At 72.4% G+C, this 18,915-nt stretch carries 22 protein-coding genes; 14 read left to right on the top strand and 8 right to left on the bottom strand.

Features of this window, described 5'->3' with window-relative positions:
• The first annotated feature begins 77 nt into the window (after nucleotides 1-77).
• A complete protein-coding gene (locus ACZ561_RS09915) occupies nucleotides 78-584 on the top strand; it encodes a tetratricopeptide repeat protein (protein WP_470991760.1) in 507 nt (168 codons plus the stop codon).
• A 67-nt stretch (nucleotides 585-651) separates the two neighbouring features.
• Complete coding sequence (locus ACZ561_RS09910) at nucleotides 652-1,173, top strand: nuclear transport factor 2 family protein (RefSeq protein ID WP_470991757.1); 522 nt, start codon at nucleotides 652-654, stop codon at nucleotides 1,171-1,173.
• Between the two features lie 33 nt (nucleotides 1,174-1,206).
• On the opposite strand, the gene ACZ561_RS09905 is transcribed toward ACZ561_RS09910, so the two are convergent.
• A complete protein-coding gene (locus ACZ561_RS09905; RefSeq protein ID WP_470991754.1) occupies nucleotides 1,207-1,587 on the bottom strand; it encodes a hypothetical protein in 381 nt (126 codons plus the stop codon).
• On the opposite strand from ACZ561_RS09905, the gene ACZ561_RS09900 reads away from it, so the two are divergent.
• A complete protein-coding gene (locus ACZ561_RS09900; RefSeq protein WP_470992951.1) occupies nucleotides 1,564-2,157 on the top strand; it encodes an MFS transporter in 594 nt (197 codons plus the stop codon). The genes ACZ561_RS09905 and ACZ561_RS09900 overlap by 24 nt on opposite strands.
• Nucleotides 2,154-2,393 carry a hypothetical protein gene (locus ACZ561_RS09895; RefSeq protein WP_470991751.1) on the top strand — a complete coding sequence of 80 codons (240 nt, stop codon included), beginning with the start codon at nucleotides 2,154-2,156 and terminating at the stop codon, nucleotides 2,391-2,393. Before ACZ561_RS09900 ends, ACZ561_RS09895 begins: the two co-directional genes overlap by 4 nt.
• Here the strand turns inward: ACZ561_RS09895 and ACZ561_RS09890 are convergent, their stop codons facing one another.
• Nucleotides 2,394-2,711, bottom strand: coding sequence for a cupin domain-containing protein (locus tag ACZ561_RS09890; protein ID WP_376434037.1), 318 nt, complete (start codon nucleotides 2,709-2,711; stop codon nucleotides 2,394-2,396).
• Nucleotides 2,704-3,999, bottom strand: coding sequence for an MFS transporter (locus tag ACZ561_RS09885; protein WP_470991748.1), 1,296 nt, complete (start codon nucleotides 3,997-3,999; stop codon nucleotides 2,704-2,706). Before ACZ561_RS09885 ends, ACZ561_RS09890 begins: the two co-directional genes overlap by 8 nt.
• An 89-nt stretch (nucleotides 4,000-4,088) precedes the next feature.
• On the opposite strand from ACZ561_RS09885, the gene ACZ561_RS09880 reads away from it, so the two are divergent.
• The 5 genes from ACZ561_RS09880 to ACZ561_RS09860 all read left to right on the top strand — a co-directional run bounded on the left by ACZ561_RS09880 (nucleotide 4,089) and on the right by ACZ561_RS09860 (nucleotide 8,378).
• Nucleotides 4,089-4,973, top strand: coding sequence for a LysR family transcriptional regulator (locus ACZ561_RS09880; RefSeq protein ID WP_470991745.1), 885 nt, complete (start codon nucleotides 4,089-4,091; stop codon nucleotides 4,971-4,973).
• A 64-nt stretch (nucleotides 4,974-5,037) separates the two neighbouring features.
• Nucleotides 5,038-5,913 (top strand): DMT family transporter, encoded by an 876-nt coding sequence (locus tag ACZ561_RS09875; protein ID WP_470991742.1) that lies wholly within the window; start codon nucleotides 5,038-5,040, stop codon nucleotides 5,911-5,913.
• 44 nt (nucleotides 5,914-5,957) lie between these two features.
• Nucleotides 5,958-6,608, top strand: a complete 651-nt coding sequence (locus ACZ561_RS09870) for a M15 family metallopeptidase (RefSeq protein WP_470991739.1) — start codon at nucleotides 5,958-5,960, stop codon at nucleotides 6,606-6,608.
• Nucleotides 6,609-6,676: 68 nt separating this feature from the next.
• On the top strand, nucleotides 6,677-7,018 hold the full coding sequence (locus tag ACZ561_RS09865; protein WP_470991736.1) for a DUF5713 family protein: 342 nt from the start codon (nucleotides 6,677-6,679) through the stop codon (nucleotides 7,016-7,018).
• Between the two features lie 175 nt (nucleotides 7,019-7,193).
• Nucleotides 7,194-8,378, top strand: coding sequence for a DUF6924 domain-containing protein (locus tag ACZ561_RS09860; protein ID WP_470991733.1), 1,185 nt, complete (start codon nucleotides 7,194-7,196; stop codon nucleotides 8,376-8,378).
• Nucleotides 8,379-8,459: 81 nt separating this feature from the next.
• Here the strand turns inward: ACZ561_RS09860 and ACZ561_RS09855 are convergent, their stop codons facing one another.
• Nucleotides 8,460-9,044, bottom strand: a complete 585-nt coding sequence (locus ACZ561_RS09855; RefSeq protein WP_470991730.1) for a TMEM165/GDT1 family protein — start codon at nucleotides 9,042-9,044, stop codon at nucleotides 8,460-8,462.
• Nucleotides 9,045-9,374: 330 nt separating this feature from the next.
• On the opposite strand from ACZ561_RS09855, the gene ACZ561_RS09850 reads away from it, so the two are divergent.
• From ACZ561_RS09850 to ACZ561_RS09840, 3 genes are all read left to right on the top strand, one after another.
• On the top strand, nucleotides 9,375-9,983 hold the full coding sequence (locus tag ACZ561_RS09850) for a TetR/AcrR family transcriptional regulator (protein WP_470991727.1): 609 nt from the start codon (nucleotides 9,375-9,377) through the stop codon (nucleotides 9,981-9,983).
• Nucleotides 9,980-11,404 (top strand): MFS transporter, encoded by a 1,425-nt coding sequence (locus tag ACZ561_RS09845; RefSeq protein WP_470991724.1) that lies wholly within the window; start codon nucleotides 9,980-9,982, stop codon nucleotides 11,402-11,404. The genes ACZ561_RS09850 and ACZ561_RS09845 overlap by 4 nt, the downstream gene beginning before the upstream one ends.
• Before the next feature lie 116 nt (nucleotides 11,405-11,520).
• Nucleotides 11,521-12,624: a PP2C family protein-serine/threonine phosphatase gene (locus ACZ561_RS09840; RefSeq protein ID WP_470991721.1), complete on the top strand. Its 1,104-nt coding sequence runs from the start codon at nucleotides 11,521-11,523 to the stop codon at nucleotides 12,622-12,624.
• A gap of 44 nt (nucleotides 12,625-12,668) precedes the next feature.
• On the opposite strand, the gene ACZ561_RS09835 is transcribed toward ACZ561_RS09840, so the two are convergent.
• The 3 genes from ACZ561_RS09835 to ACZ561_RS09825 all read right to left on the bottom strand — a co-directional run bounded on the left by ACZ561_RS09835 (nucleotide 12,669) and on the right by ACZ561_RS09825 (nucleotide 16,527).
• On the bottom strand, nucleotides 12,669-13,478 hold the full coding sequence (locus tag ACZ561_RS09835; protein WP_470991718.1) for a hypothetical protein: 810 nt from the start codon (nucleotides 13,476-13,478) through the stop codon (nucleotides 12,669-12,671).
• Between the two features lie 563 nt (nucleotides 13,479-14,041).
• Complete coding sequence (locus ACZ561_RS09830) at nucleotides 14,042-15,427, bottom strand: NtaA/DmoA family FMN-dependent monooxygenase (protein ID WP_470991715.1); 1,386 nt, start codon at nucleotides 15,425-15,427, stop codon at nucleotides 14,042-14,044.
• The gene (locus tag ACZ561_RS09825) at nucleotides 15,424-16,527 is read right to left on the bottom strand and encodes an LLM class flavin-dependent oxidoreductase (protein WP_470991712.1); all 1,104 of its coding nucleotides are present in this window, start codon (nucleotides 16,525-16,527) and stop codon (nucleotides 15,424-15,426) included. The genes ACZ561_RS09830 and ACZ561_RS09825 overlap by 4 nt, the downstream gene beginning before the upstream one ends.
• Before the next feature lie 315 nt (nucleotides 16,528-16,842).
• Between ACZ561_RS09825 and ACZ561_RS09820 the strand changes: the two genes are divergently transcribed.
• Nucleotides 16,843-17,433, top strand: a complete 591-nt coding sequence (locus ACZ561_RS09820) for an HD domain-containing protein (RefSeq protein ID WP_470991710.1) — start codon at nucleotides 16,843-16,845, stop codon at nucleotides 17,431-17,433.
• Nucleotides 17,434-17,464: 31 nt separating this feature from the next.
• On the opposite strand, the gene ACZ561_RS09815 is transcribed toward ACZ561_RS09820, so the two are convergent.
• Nucleotides 17,465-17,878, bottom strand: a complete 414-nt coding sequence (locus tag ACZ561_RS09815) for a cupin domain-containing protein (protein WP_470991708.1) — start codon at nucleotides 17,876-17,878, stop codon at nucleotides 17,465-17,467.
• A gap of 52 nt (nucleotides 17,879-17,930) precedes the next feature.
• On the opposite strand from ACZ561_RS09815, the gene ACZ561_RS09810 reads away from it, so the two are divergent.
• The gene (locus ACZ561_RS09810) at nucleotides 17,931-18,911 is read left to right on the top strand and encodes a helix-turn-helix domain-containing protein (protein ID WP_470991705.1); all 981 of its coding nucleotides are present in this window, start codon (nucleotides 17,931-17,933) and stop codon (nucleotides 18,909-18,911) included.
• Nucleotides 18,912-18,915 lie beyond the last annotated feature (4 nt).

Raw genomic sequence — 18,915 nt, 5'->3', positions numbered from 1 at the left:
CACCGGGGTGGAGTATGGCGATCCGTCATCTGGCAGCCGCCGCACGGCAGTCCCGGACGACCTGCGACGATGGCGCCATGAGCGATGACGAGCGGAACGGACGGCTGGCCGAGGCGGTAGGACTGCGCGAGCAGGGCCGGCAGGAAGAGGCCAGGGACCGCCTCGTGGAGCTCGCCGCGCGGTACCCCGACGACGCCGAGGTCGCGTACCAGACCGCCTGGGCCCACGACGTGCTCGGTCTGGAGGCCGAGGCCGTCCCCTTCTACCAGCGCTCGCTGAAGTCGCCCGGCGCCGGGCTCTCGCAGGGGGACCGAAGGGGCGCGCTCCTCGGTCTCGGAAGCACCTTCCGCATTCTCGGCCGGTACGAGGAGGCCGTCGCCACCCTGCGCGGCGCGGTGGAGGAGTTCCCGGACGACGGCGCGCTGCGCACCTTCCTCGCAATGGCGCTGTTCAACACCGGCGAACACCACGAGTCCGCACAGCTGCTGCTGAATCTGCTGGCGACCACCAGCGGCGATCCGGGCGTCCACAGATACCGCCGGGCCATCGAGCACTACGCGCGGGACCTGAACGAGACCGTGTGAGCGTCCGAGGTGGAAGGGTGCGGGATTCCCTTGACCTCAAGCGTGGTCGAGGTCGAATGATCGAAGCATGAGCGATCTGAGCAGCACGACGATTCTTCAGGACCACTTCGAGATCACCACTCTCATCAGCGGATTCTTCCGCGACATGGACGAGCGGCGGTTCGAGAAGGGCTGGGCCGACGCCTACTTCACCGACGATCTGCGGACGACGACGCCGCTCGGCGTGGCCGAGGGAGCCGACGCGGTACACCACGTCGAGGAGGCCATCGGCCGGTTCGCCGCCACCCTGCACGTCTCCTCCGACGTCGTCGTCAGGGCCGAACCGGGCGGACGGTCGGCCCATGTCCGCTGGAACGCCCATATGACCCATGTCCATCTGGACTCCACCCTTCAGGCACGAGGCGAGGGCGTCGATCCCCTCTTCACGGTCGGCGGCGTCTACGAGGGGGAGGTCCGACGCACCGACAAGGGCTGGCGCGTCAGTCGGATGTCCGTGCGGGCCGTATGGACCACGGGTGAACCGCCCGTCCTGCCGGAGGTCACCGCCGCCCGCGTCGCGGAATCGACCGGCGCCCGGGTGGCCGGCTGAGCCGAGGAGGACACCCGAGTCAGCTTCCGACCTCTACTGCCTCGCGCGAGCGCGATCACAGGGCCGGTTCGCCCCCGGGGCGGACGCGTCGGCGGGGGCCGCCGCACGCGCGTCGGCCCGGGGGATGTCGACGTCGATGCGGCCCATCACACGGTGGGCCGCCTCGGCGAGTTCGGGCGGGCTCTCGACGGTGAACCGGCAGTCGAAGGTGACCAGGAAGCCGATGAGCGCCGACCACGACCAGGCCCCCATCCGTAGCCGGGTGATCCGCTCGTCGATCGCCTCGAAACTCGCCGCGCCCGGGGCCCACTTGGCCACCAGCGCCGCGGGGCACTCCATCAGGACGGTGCCCCAGCAGGGCCAGGTGTCCGGGGTGTCTCCGCGGTCGGGCTGGCTCTGGACGAAGCGGGTCATGTCCCTCTCGGGGAGGTCATCAAGTCCTTCAGTACGGGCAACGTCGCGACGCTGATCATCGCGCTGGCGGAGTTCGGCATCCTCGCCGTACTGCCCCTGTGGCTTCAGTACACCCTGGGGTACTCCGTACTCCAGACCGGCCTGATGATCTTCGTCGTCGCGGTCGGCAGCTTCTTCGCGAGCGGTGCCGGCTTCGGCATGGCCGAGAAGACCGGCCCCGTCGGCCTGGTCCGCATCGGCCTGGTGCTCGAAGCGCTCGGTCTGCTGATGTTCGGCCTGCTGGCGAGCAGCGACTCCCCGTGGTGGGTCATCGCCATCGCCTTGTTCCTGGACGGCATGGGGGCCGGCTTCGCCACCGCGCAGGTCACCAACGTCGTCCCGGCGGACGTTCCGCCGCAGCAGGCCGGCCAGGGCTCCGGAATCCAGAGCGCCGCGCGTCAGCTCGGCTCCGCACTCGGCATCGCGATCCTGACGTCGAGGACTCCGACCTGTCCGAGCGGCTCGCCCGGCAGGGAACGCCCGACGCGGACGAGCTGTCCTCGGCGGTCTCCGACAGCGCGGGCGCGATGATCTCCGGGCTGAGCCGGAACCCCGAGACGGCCTCGGCCGCCGACGCCGCCCGGGACGCCATGTCCTACGGGGTCCGGATCAACGGCTACACCTGCGCCGCGCTGCAGGTGCTCGGAATGCTCGCGACCTTCCTCATCCCCCGGCGCAAGCCGGACGCCCAGCAGTGGGGCGGCCAGGACGCCCCCGGCGGGGCTCCGGAAGCCGGCGCCGACGTCCAGCAGATGCCTGTGTCCTGACTAGTCGTTGACGGCGGTCAGCAGGACCACGGCGTCCTCCAGGGCCGTGAGCCCGTGACGCTCCTTCGGGATCATCTGGAGCGCGCCCGCCGACAGCTCCTCGGACCATCCGGCCGCCGTCAGCCGCACCCGCCCCCGCAGCACCTGCAGACTCGCCGCCGGTGGTGCGTTGTGCTCGTCGAGCGCCGTGCCCGACACCAGCGCGATCACGCTCTGCCGGAGCACCCCGTCGTGCACCACCACATGGGCGCTCCGGCCGTGCGCGGCGGTGCGCGCGTTGGCCAGGTGTTCGTCGGCGAGGGCCGCGAGATCATGCATCGTCTCTCCCTGCGAGGGTGCGCGGGTCGTGCTTCCCAGCCTCGCGCGTGTCGCCCGGTGCGCAACTCGGGGCAGCATGGCGTGTCGCGGCGACCGCGAGGGCGGCCAGGGCCGTGAACCCGGCCGCGGCCACGATCGTCACCGTCCACCCGTACGCCCCGTACAGCCACACCGCGGTGAGCGAGCCGATCGCGCCGCCGGTGAACGTGGACAGCATGAAGACGGTGTTCACGCGGGCCGCGACCTCGGTGCCGAGGCCGAAGATCCGCGCCTGATTGGCCACCTGACAGGCGCTGGTTCCCAGGATCAGCAGATTCGCCCCGATCACCAGTGCCGCGAGGGAGAGCGCGCCGAACCCGACGACGAGGAAGGAGGCCGCCACACAGAGCAGCGACCATGCGTTCACCACCCCCGTTCCGCGGCGGTCGGTGAGCCGTCCCGCGTACGCCGAGAGAAGCGCCCCGGGCAGGCTCAGGAGCCCGAAGAGCCCCGCCACCCCCGGGCCGAGGCCCAGCGGCGGGGCCGCCAGATGGAAGGTGAGGGTCGCCCAGAAGACGCTGAACGCGGCGAAGACCGCGGCGCCGGTCAGTGCTGAGGACCGCACCGCCCGGTGCTCGACGAAGAGCCGGGGCAGGCTCGCAAGAAGTCGCGGGTACGGCAGTCGGTCCCTCGCGGGCCCGGCGCGTTCGGGGAGGGCTCGGGGCACGACGAAGAGCAGGGCCGCCGTCGCCGCAGCGGCCAGCAGATAAGCGGTACGCCAGCTCCCGCCGGCGTCCGAGGCCGCGCCCGAGACGGTACGGGAGACGGTCGATCCCAGCGTGAGCCCCAGGCCGATGAGCCCCACGACCCGCCCACGGTCGCCGGGTTCGGCGAGGGCGGCGGCGACCGGGGTGAGGACCTGTGGCAGGACGGTGGTGGTGGAGACGGCGAGGGTCGCGACCGTGAGGGTCAGCGCGTTCGGCGCCGCCGCGGCCACGAGGAGCCCGCCGCTGGTCAGCGCGAGCAGCACGGTGGCGAGGCGGCGGAGCCGGGCGGTGTCGGCGAGAGGGACGATGAGCAGCAGGCCGAGCGCGTACCCGAGCTGGGCGGCCGAGGAGACGAGGCCCGCGGTGTGCTGGGAGACGCCCAGACCCCGGGCGACGGCGTCGAGCAGCGGTTGGGGGAAGTAGATGTTGGCGACGGTGACCGCTCCCGCCACCGCCATCACCAGGACGTTCGGCCGGGTGACGGGCCGGGCGCCGGGGCGGGCTGCGGCGGCCCGATGCGCCGCGTCGGTCAGCGGATTCATGCCCCCAGGCTGCGGTCCGCCGACCGGGCCGATCAAGGTGCGACAATGCAAGCGGCGTTTAGCGAAACTCAACGATGGGGGCCGGGGCGATGCTTGAACGGCACGAACTGGAGGCGTTCCTGACGCTCGCCGAAGAGCTGCACTTCGGCCGCACGGCCGAACGCCTGGGCGTCTCCACCGGCAGGATCAGCCAGACCGTCAAGAAACTGGAGCGCCGGGTGGGCACGCCGCTGTTCGAGCGCACCAGCCGCAGCGTCCGTCTCACCCCGGTCGGCGGCCGCCTCGACGACGACCTGCGCCCCGCCCATCGGCAGATCCTCGCCGCACTGGAACGTGCCACGGCCGCCGGCCGCGGTGTCCACGGCACGCTCCGGGCCGGCTTCGGCGCTCCCTGGAGCGGCGAACTGCTCGCCAGGGCCGCCGATGCCTTCCTCGAGAACCACCCCGGCTGCGAGATCCACATCAGGGAGGTGCCGCTCGACGGCGGGGTCCGACCGCTCCAGGACGCCGAACTCGACATCCTGCTCACCGCCTTCCCCGTCGGTGAACCCGGGCTCACGACCGGCCCCGTCCTCGCCACCGAGCCCCGGGTCCTCCTCGTCCCGGCCGCCCATCCTCTCGCCCGCCGGGAATCCCTCTCACTCGACGACCTCGCCGGCGTGCCGCTGGTCACCACGGCGGGTGCCAACTCCCGCTCCTGGCTGGATGCCCACTACCCGTCCCGTACCCCCTCCGGCGCGGTCGTCCCCCGCGGCCCGGTGGCCGCCTCCTGGCAGGAGGTCCTCTCCCATGTGAGCGCCGGCCGCGGAGTCTCCCCGGGCTCGGCCCGGGGCGCCCTCTACCACCCCCGCCCGGGCGTGTCCTACGTACCCCTGCGCGACGCGCCGCCCGTCGAGTACGGCCTCGTCTGGTCGACGGCCGCCGAGAACGCACTGCTCAGGGCATTCGCCGAGACGGTCGCGGCACAGCATTGAGGGAGGCCTGCGGGGCGGTGTGTCCCGCTCGGGGCGGGGGAAGCGCCGCGGCTACGGTGGGCTGGTGCAGCGTGCCTCAGACCGCGTGACGCTCGCCGCGTTCCTGGCCGTGGCGGTCCTCGCGGGCGGAAACGCGGTGGGCGTCCGATTCAGCAACCGTGAACTCGATCCGCTCTGGGGCGCGGCCGTGCGGTTCGGTGCCGCCTCGCTGCTCCTCCTGGCCGTGATGGCCGTACGCCGACTGGAGGTCCCGCGCGGCCGGGCGCTCGCCGGGGCGATCCTCTTCGGCGTCCTCAACTTCGGTGTGACCTTCGCGCTCGCGTACTACGCGCTGGTCCGCATCCACGCCGGACTCGGCCAGACCATCCTGTCCCTGGTCCCGCTCGCGACCCTGCTGCTCGCGGTGGCACAGCGCCTCGAACGCTTCCGCCTCATGGCGGCCGTCGGCACCGTCTTCGCCACCGCCGGAGTCGCGGTCATCTCGCACGGATCCCTGGAGGGCGGCGTGCCCGTGCTGTCCCTCCTCGCGATCCTGGGCAGCATGCTGGCGTTCGCACAGGCCACCGTGCTCGTACGGCGGCTGCCGAAGGTCCACGCGGTCACGATGAACGCGGTGGGCATGACCGCTGCTTCCGTCCTGCTGTTCGCCGCCTCGCTCGCCGCCGGCGACACCTGGCGACTCCCCGACCGCGCCGCGACCTGGTGGGCGCTGGCCTATCTGGTCGTGGCGGGCTCCGTGCTGACCTTCGTCCTCTTCCTGTTCGTGGTCCACCGTTGGGACGCGTCACGGGCGGCGTACGTCTTCGTCGTCATCCCCGTCGTCACGATCCTGGTGTCGGCATGGCTTGACGACGAACCCCTCACAGCCTCGCTGCTCATCGGCACTCCGCTCATCCTGATCGGGGTCTACCTGGGTGCCCTGCGCAAGCGGCCGGACTGACCCGTCGTCATCGGACCCCGGAGGGTGGGGGCATGATCGGGTCCATGAGTGAGATCATCCTGATGTCGGATCCCAAGGTCGCCGCCGTCCCCGTCGAGGAGTGCGGCGAACGGCTCGTGGACGTACGCGAGGAGGGCTCCCTGCTCGTCGAGCCGCGCAAGCGGGACGACGCGGGCGCCTTCGCCCATCTGCGGGCGGGTGTCCTCGACCGGCTGCTCCGGGCCCAGACACGGCTGCCCGACGGACTGCGACTGCTGTACGTGGAGGGCTATCGCCCGCTGTCCCTGCAGCGGCGGTACTTCACGGAGTACGGCGACGAACTGCGCGCCGTCCACCCCGACTGGCCCGCGCAGGAGGTCCACACCGCGGCCGGCCGCTATGTCTCCCCGCCCGAGCTCGCGCCGCACAGCGCGGGATCGGCCGTCGATCTGACCCTCGCCGATCACGACGGGCGGGAACTGGACCTGGGCACCCGGATGAACGCGAGCCCGGAGGAGAGCGCCGGGGCCTGCTACACGGACGCCCCCGGGATCACCGCCGAGGCCCGGCGGAACCGGGAGATCCTCGGCACCGCGCTCGCCGGTGCCGGGCTCGTCAACTACCCCACCGAGTGGTGGCACTGGTCGTACGGTGACCGCTACTGGGCCCTCGCGACAGGCGCGTCCGCCGCCCTGTACGGACCGAAGGAACTCTGAGCGGAGGCCGTTGTCAGTGGTGTGGGCAACGATGGACTCGTCGGTGATCGAGAGCTGAAGGGGATCGCATGTCCATCACGAACCAGCAGGTGGCGGAGTACGCGTTTCTGCGCGCGCTGTACGAGGACGGGTACTACCCGGACAGCGTCGTCGACAAGGGGAAGGCGATCCTGCAGCGGCTCTGCGAGCGGATCGAGGCCGAGCAGCCGGCCGATCTGACGGCGCTGTACGCGCTCACCGAGGTGGCCACCGAGGAGTTCAACGCCCTCGAGGAGGACTTCCTGGAGGCCGGGAGCGAGATCGAGACAGTCGCCCGTGAGGAGATCGCCGAGAACTTCTGGTTCGTCGCCACGGCCTATGGATTCGCCGATGCCGACACGGAGGAGCTGGTGGCCGCCCGGGAGTGGTGACGGGGTGGTGCGGGTCCGTCCGCATGCGGTGCCGGTCGTGGACCGGGGCGATGCCCTGGCCCGCGCATGCCGTCGTGCGGTAGGCGTCACTGTGGTTCGGTGCTTCACCCGGGAGTTACGACGACGGCGCCACCCGGATGTCCCCCCGTGCGGACCCTGTCGATAGGTTCGGCCCATGACTGCGCAGCGAGCCGACGTCCACCACTCACCCTCGACCTGGCAGCAGCCGGTCCCCGCACCGGCCTCTGCCGAACGGGCCGCGCTGGTCGAGGAGATAGCGACGGCGATCCTGACGCGTGGGCACGGTCGGGTGCTCGTCGGGATCGACGGACTCACCGCAGCCGGCAAGACGAGCTTCGGGCACGAGCTGGCCGAACGGATCGCGGGCGCGGGGCGGCCGGTGCTCCGGGCGACGCTCGACGACTTCAAGAAGCCTTGGAAGGACCGGCACCTCTACGACCGGGAGTCCGGCGAGGGCTACTACCGCAACGCGTACGACTACGAGCGGGTCAGGAGTCTGCTCCTGGACCCTGCCCGGTCGCCCGAGTCGGACTCCTGCGCCCTGTGCGGCATCGACCCGCTCACCCAGGTCGACCACTCCGCGCACCGCACCCCGCTCGCCCCGGACGCCGTGCTCGTCGTGGACGGGGTCTTCGCCTTCCGGCCCGAGATCGACGACTACTGGGACTACCGCGTCTGGCTAGACGTGGACCCCGAACTCTCGGTACGGCGCGGCGCGGTGCGGGACCAGAACTGGGCGGGTTCGGACGCGGAGGCGATTCACCGGGACCGCTATCTGGTGGCGGAGCGCCTCTACCTCGCCGAGGTCGACCCGCTGCCGAGGATGGACGTCCTCATCGACAACACGGACTTCGCCCGCCCCCGCGTCCTGGCACCACGGGCCCGCCCCGCCGTGACCGGCCGTGGGGAGTTCGACGCCCTCGTCGTCCGTACCGACTACGCGGACGAGAGCGCGTGGCAGGAGGTGCGGGCCGCCCTGGCCGACGACGTCGAACTCACCGCACTCGTGGTCGACGATCCGGCGTGGGCCGGGGCGGACGCGGACGAGGTCGTGGCGGCAGTGGCCGGCGACCAGGACCTGAGCGTGGTCTTCCTCGCCGACGCGACGACGATGACGTCCGCCCACCACGGCCTGCTCGCGGTGACCATGGTCACCCGGGAGGAGTGCGAGGACGACGAGGAGTACGCCTGGCTGACCGAGTTCGGCAGTCGATTCCGTACGGTTCCGGCGGGAGTCCACTCCATCCACGCCAACCTGTCCATCGGCAACATGGGCTTCGAGGACTTCGCCGCAGAGGCGCACCACGATCCGGAGAGGGTCTTCCGGAACTTCGAGTGAGGTACACGCCCCGGTCGGCGGTCGACCGGCCGGGGCGCGCGTCAGCGGGTGAGCGGGTGAGAGGGACGGCTCGTCACCGGGTCAGCCGACGAAGATCTCGGTCAGCGACCAGATCGCCAGGCCCGCCATGCACAGACCGCCGATGCGCTGAACCGTCTTCAACGGCACGCGCTTCGCGATGAAGCGGCCCGCGATCAGGGCGAGGGCCGAGACGCTCATCAGGGCGGCGGCGGAGCCGATCGCCGTCGACCAGGTGCCGTTCGTGGCGGCGAGGTTGGCCGTGGTGATCTGCGTCAGATCGCCCCACTCGCTGATGAAGACGGCCATGAACGCGGTGGAGTAGACGGGCCAGAAGCCGGTCACCGTCCTGCCGCCCGCGTCGTCCTCGCCGTCGTCGCCCCCGCCGCGCAGCAGCATGAACGCGCCGAAGCCGAACAGCAGGGCCGAGATGAGTTTGACGATCCAGTCGGGCAGCAGTCCGATGAGGCTGCCGGCGCCCACGGCGATGGCGACGTGCACGATGAACGCGGTCGAGGTGCCGAACCAGACGTACAACGGACGCATCCGCGTGCCCATGGCCAGGGACGCGAACATCGTCTTGTCGGGAAGCTCGGCGAGGAAGATCAGCCCGAAGGCGGTGAGGATCGCCAAGGGGTCGAGGTGCATACCGGGGGCTCTCTGCTCGATCCGGGCCCGGGATTCGCACGGCACCACGGTGGGCGACGGGAAGAACCACTCGGCCCGGCATGACGGACCACGCCCACAGGATGCGGACATGGCGAATGCCTGGCCGAAGGTCTCGCCCGTCCGCGCTTCCGCATGGACCCGGCCACCGGGAACCCGAGGGTTCCAGTGTGTCGACGACCGGTTCGCAGGGCTACTCCCCTTCGCTGTCGAACAGTGTAGCGGAGGCCCCCCGCGCTTGATCGACGGTCGGCCGCCGCATCGCCGTCGATCTTGGTAGACACTGTCTACGCAGCCTGGTAGACAGTGTCTATGACTGATGAGACCGAGGCCGGGCTGCGCGGCCGACTGATCGACGCCGGCGTCGAGCTGGTGCACGCGGAAGGGGCGCAGGCGCTGTCCCTCCGGGAGATCGCCCGGCGCGCCGGGGTCTCCCACGGCGCGCCCCGCCGGTACTTCCCGACCCACCTCGACCTGCTGTCGGCCATCGCCCATGAGGGCTTCGTCGAGCTCACGGACCGCGTCACCGCCGCGCTCGAGGCAGGACCCGATGCGCCCGAGGGCCCCCGTGCCGAACTGGACGCCATCGCCCGCGCCTACCTCGACTTCGCGCTGGGCCGGCGCGGCATGTACGAGTTGATGTTCCGCCACGACCTGCTGGAAAGCGGGCGGCTCGGGCTGCGCGAGACCAGCCTGCCGCTCTTCGACCTCCTCGCCCGGCTCGTCGCCCGCGCCCGCCCGGAGACCGGCCCGGCCCTCGAACCGGCCGTGGTGGCCGCCGCGCTCTGGGCGAACCTGCACGGCATCGCCCAGCTCTGGGGCTGGGGCAGCCTCCAGCTGGCCTCCCGTTCGGACGACGTGGAGCCGCTGCTCCGGGCCGCCCTCGACGCCCACCTCGGCCCCGAGCGAGGTACGCGGTGATACGACAACGGCAGCTGACCCTCGCCTGCAGCGTCGTCGGCGCCGCCGTCGTCGCCCTCGACGGCACCGTGCTCACCCTCGCGCAGCCGGCCCTCCAGCACGACCTCGGCGCGAGCTTCGCCCAGGTCCAGTGGACCAGCACCGGCTATCTCGTCGCCGTCGCGAGCCTGCTCGTCTTCGCAGGTCGGCTCGGCGACCGCTACGGCCACCGACGGCTCTTCGCCCTCGGGACGCTCGGCTTCGCCGCCGCGTCGGCGGGCATCGCGCTCGCCCCCGGGATCGACTGGGTGATCGGCCTTCGCGTGCTCCAGGGAGTGTGCGGGGCACTCCTGCAGCCGGCCACGCTGGGAATGCTGCGCGCCGCCTTCCCTCCCGACCGGCTGGCCATGCCGATCGCCCTGCGCACCAGCGCGATCGGTCTCGCCGCGGCTGCGGGGCCGCTCATCGGCGGTGCGCTGGTCACCGGTTACGGCTGGCGGTCCGTCTTCGTACTCACCGCGATCCCGGCCGTCGTGATCGGAGTCCTGGCCCTCGCGGTCCCCGCCCCGGCCGCGGTCCCCGCGTCGGTTCGACCCTTGCCGCGTCCGAGCGGCGCCTCCCTCGCCTCGCTCGACCTGCCCGGCGCCGTGCTGCTGGCCGTCACCCTGGGCTGTCTGGTGCAGGTGCTCGTGGCGGCGCCGGAGTCCGGCTGGACCACGATGACCACGCTCACCCTCGGCGCCACCGCCGCGGCCGGAGCGGCCTTCGCCCGACACGAACGACGCACCGCCCATCCGCTCGTGCCGTCGCCCCTCCTGCGGTCCCGGCCCGTCGTGGCGGGGCTCGTCACTCTCCTGGCCGTGTCGGCGGCCCTCTTCGGCTCGCTCTTCGTGGCGACGTACTTCCTTCAGGACGTCCGCGGACTCGACCCGTTGTCGAGCGCGCTGTGGGTGCTGCCCCTCGCCGTCATGATGGTGGTCGGCGCACCGACGGCGGCCGTGCTGCAACGCCGGTTCGGCGCACGCCGTACGACGGTCGGCGGGGGAGCGCTGCTCGCCCTCGGCGTGCTGCTCCTCGCCCGGCTCGACGCATCGGCGACGGCGTTGCCGACCGGTACGTGCTTCGCCCTGCTGGGCGCCGGGTTCGGCACGGTCATGGCCACCGCCACCGCCGTCGTCGTACACCGGGCGCCGGTGGCCGAGGCCGGAGTCGCCGGCGGACTCCAGCAGACCGCCATGAACATCGGTCCGGCGCTCGGTGTCGCCACCGCGACCCTGCTGATGACGCTCGACGCGAGCGCCGGCTTCGTGCCCGCTATACAGACCACGTTCCTGGCCCTGGCCGCCGTCGCGACGCTCGGCGCGGCGGCCGCACTCGGGCTGCCCGGTCGCGCCGCACCCGCGAAGGCGCCGGAGGCGGCCGGACCCGTGTCCTCGTCCTGACCGGCCACGCCCCCTGCCCGGCGCGGACACGCCTCGTGCCTGCGCCCGGCCCCCGGCGCGGACACGCCCGGTCCCGGAGCCCGGCCCCCGCCGCCCTCACTGCGTACGATCGCACAATGCCCTCAGGTGATCACCGCGGCCGCTCCCTCTCCCGGTCGCGTACGCAGATCAACATCGGACGGGCGCTCCCCGTCCTGGTCATGATCCTGACGGTGCTTGCCGACTCCCTCACCGCCGACGCGGAACGCTACGACCGGCTCCTCGCCGCCGCGCCCGCCCTCGCCGCCGTCACCTGGAGTGTCCGGGGTACCGCCCTCATCGGTCTGCTCGCCATGGTGGTCGGAGGGGTGCTCGCGGCGGATAGCGGTGAGCCGTTCTACCCCGTCATCCTGGCCAACGAACTGGCTCTGGCAGCAGTGACCGCCGTCGCCGTCTGGGTGAGCCGGGCCAGGGTGCGCTACGAGCGGAACCTGCGCGAGGTCACCGCCATCGCCGACGTCGTCCAACGGGTGGTGCTCCGCCCGCTTCCACCCAGACTCGGCCCTGTCGACCTCCATCTGCTGTACGTCGCCGCCGCCGCCAAGGCCCGGATCGGCGGCGACTTCTACGAAGCCGTCCAGGTGCCCGGCGCCGTACGGCTGATGCTCGGCGACGTCCAGGGCAAGGGGCTCGGCGCGGTCGAGACCGCGTCCGTGCTGCTCGGCTCCTTCCGCGCGGCGGTCTACGACGCCCCGGACCTGTCCGCCCTCGCCGCCCGGCTGGAGGAGGGCCTCGACCGCTACGGCGCATGGGACCCCGACTCCGACGCGGCCGAACGCTTCGCCACCGTCGTCCTCCTCGAGATCCCCGACGACGGCGACGTCGCGCGCCTCCTCAGCTGCGGCCACCCCGCCCCCCTGCTCCAGCACGGCAACCGCGTACGGCCCGTCGAGTTCGCCGACCCGTCCCTGCCGGTCAACCTGGCCGTACTGCTCCCCGCCCACCACCGGGTGGAGGAGGTTCCCTTCGTGCCGGGGGACCGGCTGCTGCTGTTCACCGACGGAGTCAGCGAGACCCGCGACCGCGCCGGCACCTTCTACCCCCTGGAGGAGCGGATGTCCAAGTGGGTGGCGGAGCCAGGCGATCGCCTCCCCTCCCTGCTCCACGAAGACCTGGCCGACTACGGCTCGGGCGCCCTCGACGACGACGTGGCCGCGGTCCTCGTCGAACGGCGCCCCTAGAGGGCGGGCCCGGCCGCTACGGCCCCGGCCTCCGGCCCCGCCCCCTAGACCGTGTCCGCCGGCACCGACTCGTACAGCACCGTGTGGAACCGGCCCTCCGACTCGCGCCCCGCCGGGTCCGCCCCCAGCGCACGGACCGCCTCCACGGCGAAGTGCTGCTCACCGGCGTCGGTGAACAGGCGCTGCGGATACGTTCGCGACGGATCGGCGACGGTCCGCAGACCGTAGGCCGCCAGACACTCGGCGATCGGTCGGTACGAGACCGTACGCAGGACGAACGCGCTCACCCGCACCGGTCGTCCGGCCCATTCGAGCAGGGCGGCGAACGTACGCCGGGTGAGATAGCTGCCGCCGCCCGTCAGCGTGATCAGACCGACGTCGGCCATCGCGGCCCGCAGCCGGGGGCTCGGTGGCGCGCCCTCCTCCAGGTTCTCCGCGAAGGAGTCGTCGAGGAGCCCGACCTCGCGGGCGTATCGCAGCGCGTGTCCCGCGACGTCGAGCCCGATGACCGGCGCGGCGTCCGAGCGGCGTCGAGCGGCGTAGAACTCCTTGTCCTGTACGGCGAGTTCGGCGGATGTCAGCCCGCCGACCGCCGGATCGGTGTAGCGCGCGTACAGCTCGGCCAGGGTGACGTCGTGGTTCAGGAGCGCGGCGTTGATCCCGTACGAGCAGCACAGGTCAAGCACCGTTCCGCCGCCCCGCTGGGCCGCCGCGCGCCGGAACGCGCCCTGGGCCTGTTGCGGTATCTCGTACTCCAGCGGTGCGAGGCGCCGGAAGTACGCCCGTGGGTCGGGCTGGTCGTAGATGTCGTCGAACCGCGCCTTGCCGCCCGCACCAGACCCGGATCCGCTCATCCGTCCCGCCTCCCTCGAACCGGCGGCACCCGCCCCGTACGCGCCTCGCGCCACAGGCACCGCATCCGGTGGGCATCCTGCTCGAACGCGGCCCGGCGCTCACGTCCGCATCGGGGGCGCACAAGAACTCCACCCGTACCGTGGGGCGGCTCCCGGGCGGGGCCCACCCCTCCAGGATGGTCTCGCCTTCGGCCGACCGCACGAGGGAACCGATCCGGCACGCGCGGGCGCTCCGGGCCGCATCCGTCCCAAACGCGGAGTTCCGGGCAATCGGGGTCGCTCATGCCCGGCTTCCGTGCCTCGCGCGCTGTTCATGCGCTCTCCGGCGCCTCTGTCCGTCATACGTTCGGCCGCGCCCGCCGTCCGCTGAGCGGACGATCGGCGAACGGTCCGGCGGTCCGGCTCGCTCCCGGCTCCCCCCACTCGTCGTGGTGCCGGCCGGCCGCCTCCGTCGCCTGGACACAGACCGTGATCGACTCACCCGAGGGCGCCCCGTCCTTCCTCGACCTGCCGCTGTCGTGGCGCGCGGAGGGGCGGGGTCCGCGGACCCCGCCCCGCACCCGCTAGCTCTCCCGTGCCTGCGCCCGTCCGGCCTCGCGCAGGCCGAGATGCTCCCTCAGCGTCGTACCGGTGTAGGCGCTCCGGTACGCCCCTCGTTCCTGGAGCTCCGGCACGAGCAGATCCACGATGTCGTCGAGCCCGTCGGGAATCAGATACGGCGAGATGTTGAAGCCGTCGATCGCACCGTGCCGCGCGAACCGAATGAACTTCTCGGCGAGACCGGCGGGCGTGCCCACATGCCCGCGCTGCGGCCCCAGCTCGATGACCGTCTCGCGCAGGGACCAGCCGTTCGCCTCCGCCTTCGCACGCCACTCGGCCACCACGGCCCGCGGATCGGCGATCCGGCGCGAGCCGAACGCGCCCGTGTTCTCCACGACCACGGGATCCTCGGCGGGGAGTGGTCCGTCGGCGTCACGCTCCGACAGATCGATGCCCCACAGCAGCCCGGCGATGCCCAACGCGGTGGCGGGCGTGACCTGTTCGAGCCGCACCCAGCGCGCCTTCTCCTCCGCCTCCTTCTCGGTGGCTCCGATGATGATCTCCGTACCGGGCAGGATCCGCAGATCGTCCGCCGGCCGCCCCGCCGCCCGCAGGCGACGTCGGATGTCCTCGGCGAAGGTGAGCGCGTCGTCGAACTCCGTACCGTGGGCGGAGAAGATGACGTCCGCGTGCCGGGCGGCGAAGTCGCGGCCGTCCGCGGAGTCGCCCGCCTGGAAGATCACCGGATGGCCCTGCGCGCTGCGCGGCAGCGTGGGGACGAGGTCGAGATCGAACTGCGCCCCGCTGTGCCGCACACGGCTCACCGCGCCGGGCACCGACCAGGACCGGGCTTCGGCCGTGTCGGCGACGGCGTCGTCCGCCCAGCCGTCCCAGATCGCCCGGGCGGTGGTCAGGAATTCCTCTGCGCGCCGGTAGCGGTCGGCGTGGTCGAGGAAGCCGCCGCGCCGGAAGTTGGCGCCGGTCCAGGCGTTGTCGGTGGTGACGACGTTCCAGCCGGCCCGGCCCCGCGAGAGGAGATCGAGCCCCGAGAGGCGCCGCGCGAGGTCGCCCGGCTCGTTGAACGTGGTGTTCGAGGTGCTGACCAGACCGATCCGGTCCGTCACCGCTGCGAGCGCGGACAACTGGGTGATCGAATCGGGGCGTCCGGCGACGTCGAGTTCGTGGATGCGGCCGTCCACCTCGCGCAGGCGTAGGCCGTCGCCGAGGAAGAAGGCGTCGAAGAGGCCGCGTTCGGCTGTCTGCGCGACCCGCCGGAAGGAGGCCGGGGCGATCTGCGAGCCGCTCGCCGGATCGGACCAGATCGTCCAGTGGTTGACCCCCTGGAAGAACACGCCGAAGTGCAACCGGGCGTCCGGACGGGGCACATCGGCGAGGTCGGTGCGGGTCATCGTGCGGCCTCCTCGGCGAAACGGCTCGCGGGGCGGGGGAGGCCCAGCGCGGTGCGGAGCGTGGCGCCCGGCAGCGGGCGGGCGCCGATCCGCCGGGCGAAGAGTTCCGGCAGGACCAGGCGGGACAGCACGGCCAGATCTTCGTCGAGGACGAGCGGATGCAGCCGTACGCCGTCGACGTGACGGCCCAACTCCTCGAGGAGCACGACGAGTCCGGACGCGGATCCGGTGAAGCGCAGCCGGTCCCGGTCGCGTGGTGAGGGTGGCTCCCACGGCGCGTGGCGCTCCAGATCCGCGATCCGCTCGCGGGCCGACTCCCGCGGGGTGTCCAGGGCGACCTCGACGTCGGCGAACGCGAGCGGCGCGCCGGCACCGGCCGCGGCCTCGCCCGCTTCGGCCGGGGTGGCGCCGTCGACCAGGGCGATGTCGGTCAGCTCGGGTGGTACGAGTCCGGTACGGGCGATCACCACGGGCCGGCCCTGGGGCGGTCGCGGCACGATCGCGGGGCCCTTGACCGTGTACGTCTCGCCCGTGAAGTCGATGGAGTGCAGCCGGTCCCGGTCGAGGTAGCGGCTCGTGGCGACGGAGCGGACGACCGCGTCGTCCTCCCAGCTGTCCCACAGGTCGCGCACCACGCGGACCGCGTCACGGGCCTCCCGCGCGAGGGCTTCGGCGCCCTCCACCCGAGGCCGCCCCCAGGCGCGGGCGGCCTCGGCGCTCCCCTCGGTGGTCACCAGCCACGCGGCGCGTCCGGTGGAGACGTGATCGAGGGAGGCGAGCTGCGAGGAGACGTGGAACGGCTCGGCATAGGTGGTGGCGACGGCCGGGGCGATGCCGAGCGCACCGGTCGAGGCGGCGATGAACGCGGCGCGCTCCACCGCGCCGACGCGTCCCACGGCACCGGAGCCCGAGCCGGGCGGGAGAAGGCTGTCGTCCAGGGTGACGAAGGTGAAGCCGGCGTTCTCGGCGACGGCCGCGACCCGCGCGAGCCGGCGCGGTGTCAGCAACTCGCCGGGGGCGTGGGCGGCCCGGCGCCAAGCGGCCGGATGGGCACCGTCGCCGTCGATCTCCACGGCGAGATGCAGGGCTGGCTGGGGCATGGGAGTCCTTCCGAGGGCACACGTGAAACCGCGGACGCGTCGAGGGCGCGACCGGGGAGAGGGGGTGATCAGGCGTGCGCGGAAGGACAGATGGCGGAGGACGTACGGCAGAAGTCGACATGCCGACGGCAGCACAGCCGCGCACCCCGCGCGCCACCACGGGGCGTCGCAGTCGGTGTCCGCACAGCTGCCTCCACAGATCCGGAAGGGAACGCTTCAGCTTAGGCAGGCGACCTTCCGGGCTGTCAAGAACGTTTGTCGTCCGGTGCGGTGGGGTGCGAAATGCGTTGCGGAGCGGCTCGCTAGGCTGACCGGGTGCCCTCCTCCGACACCCTGCTGCGAGCCCTGCACACCCCCGCCGACCCGCCGCTCCGCCCGCTTCCACCGTCCGTCGCCGCTCTCCTCGAGGCGCTCGAAGCCCCGCCCCGCCTCGCCGCCCACCTGCGTGCCGTCCACGACGTGGCCGCCGAACTCGTCGACTGGGTGGAGCGGCGCTGCCCGGACCTCGCCGTCGACCGCGACGCGGTCCTCTTCGGCGCCGCCACCCACGACATCGGCAAGACGGTGCACACCGACGAGCTGTCCGGGCCCGGCTCCTCCCACGAGGAGGCGGGCCGTGCGCTGCTGGAGGCTCACGGCTTCCCGCCGGCCCTCGCCCGCTTCGCCGCCACCCACGCCTCCTGGACGGATCCCGCGGTCGCACTCGAGGACCTGCTGGTGAGCACGGCCGACAAGGTGTGGAAGAACAAGCGCGTCCCGGAGCTGGAGGACCTCGTCGTCGCCCGGCTGACCGAGGCGACCGGCGGGCAGGCCTGGGAGGAGTACCTCGCGCTCGACGATCTGCTGGGGCGGATCGGCGACGGCGCGGATCAGCGGCTCGCCTTCCAGGCGACGTTCCCGGTGTGACCCGCCGAGCCGGGTGCTCTCGATGCGTGGCTCAGCCGCCGAGCGCGTGGCCCGTCGTCGCGTCGACATGGTCCGGGATCTCGTCGTGGCGGTCACCGACCGACAGCGTGCCCGTCGGTTCGAAGAGCAGGATCGACGCGCCGGACGGGGCGTACGGGCGGTGCTCGACGCCCTGGGGGACGGTGAAGACCGAGCCGCGCGGCAGCGTCACCGTGCGCTCCACCCCCTCCTCGCGCAGCGAGATGTGCAGCTCGCCCTCGATCACGAGGAAGAACTCGTCGGTGTCGTCGTGCGCGTGCCACACATGCTCGCCCGCCACCTTGGCGACGCGCACGTCGTAGTCGTTCACCTGCGTCACGATGCGCGGACTCCACAGATCGTCGAACGAGGCGAGCGCCGCCGAGAGGGCGATGGGGTCACTGTTCACAGAGGTCTTCTGGCTCATACGGCCATCCTGCGCCCTGACCGCCGCCCGGCGTGAGTGCTAGAAAGAGCATATGCCGCAAGGATCCTCGCACGAGTCGCCGCATCGCGTCGTCGTGATCGTCGACGCCAACTCCAACCCCTTCGAGCTGGGCTGCGCCACCGAGGTCTTCGGCCTGCGCCGCCCCGAACTCGGCCGCGAGCTCTACGACTTCCGGCTCTGCTCGCCCGAGCCCCGCACCCTCATGAGGGACGGCTTCTTCACCCTCACGGGCGTCGCCGGGCTCGAGGCGGCCGACACCGCCGACACCCTGATCGTCCCCAACCGCCCTGACGTCGAGGTGCCCCGCCGGCCGGCCGTGCTCGACGCGATCCGGCGCGCCCACGCGCGCGGCGCACGCCTCGTCGGCTTCTGCAGCGGTGCCTTCACCCTCGCCGAGGCCGGAGTCCTCGACGGCCGACGCGCCACCGCCCACTGGCAGTGGGCGGACTCCTTCCGCGCCCGATTCCCCTCCGTACACCTCGAACCGGACGTCCTGTTCGTCGACGACGGCGACATCCTCACCGCCGCCGGCAGCGCCGCCGCCCTCGATCTCGGGCTCCACGTGGTCCGCCGCGACCATGGCGCGGAGGTCGCCAACTCGGTCAGTCGCCGCCTCGTCTTCGCTGCCCACCGTGACGGCGGACAGCGGCAGTTCGTGGAGCGACCGGTCCCCGACCTGCCCGACGAGTCCCTCGCCCCGCTGCTCGCGTGGGCCCAGGAACACCTCGGCTCCCCGTTGACCGTCGCCGGTCTCGCCACCCGCGCGGCCGTCAGCCCCGCGACGCTGCACCGCCGGTTCCGGGCCCAGCTCGGTACGACCCCGCTGGCCTGGCTCACCGGCGAGCGGGTGGGGCTGGCCTGCCGCCTGATCGAGCGCGGCGAGTCCCGCTTCGACGTCGTCGCCCGCGCCAGCGGCCTGGGTACGGCAGCCAATCTCCGGGCCCTGATGAACCGCGAGACAGGGCTCTCCCCGTCCGCGTACCGCCGACGCTTCGGACCGGCGGTCGGCTGACCGG

This window comes from Streptomyces sp. NPDC039609 (assembly GCF_055596705.1).
The sequence above is the reverse complement of the archived record's forward strand: the minus strand, read 5'-3'. Positions and strand labels throughout refer to the sequence as shown.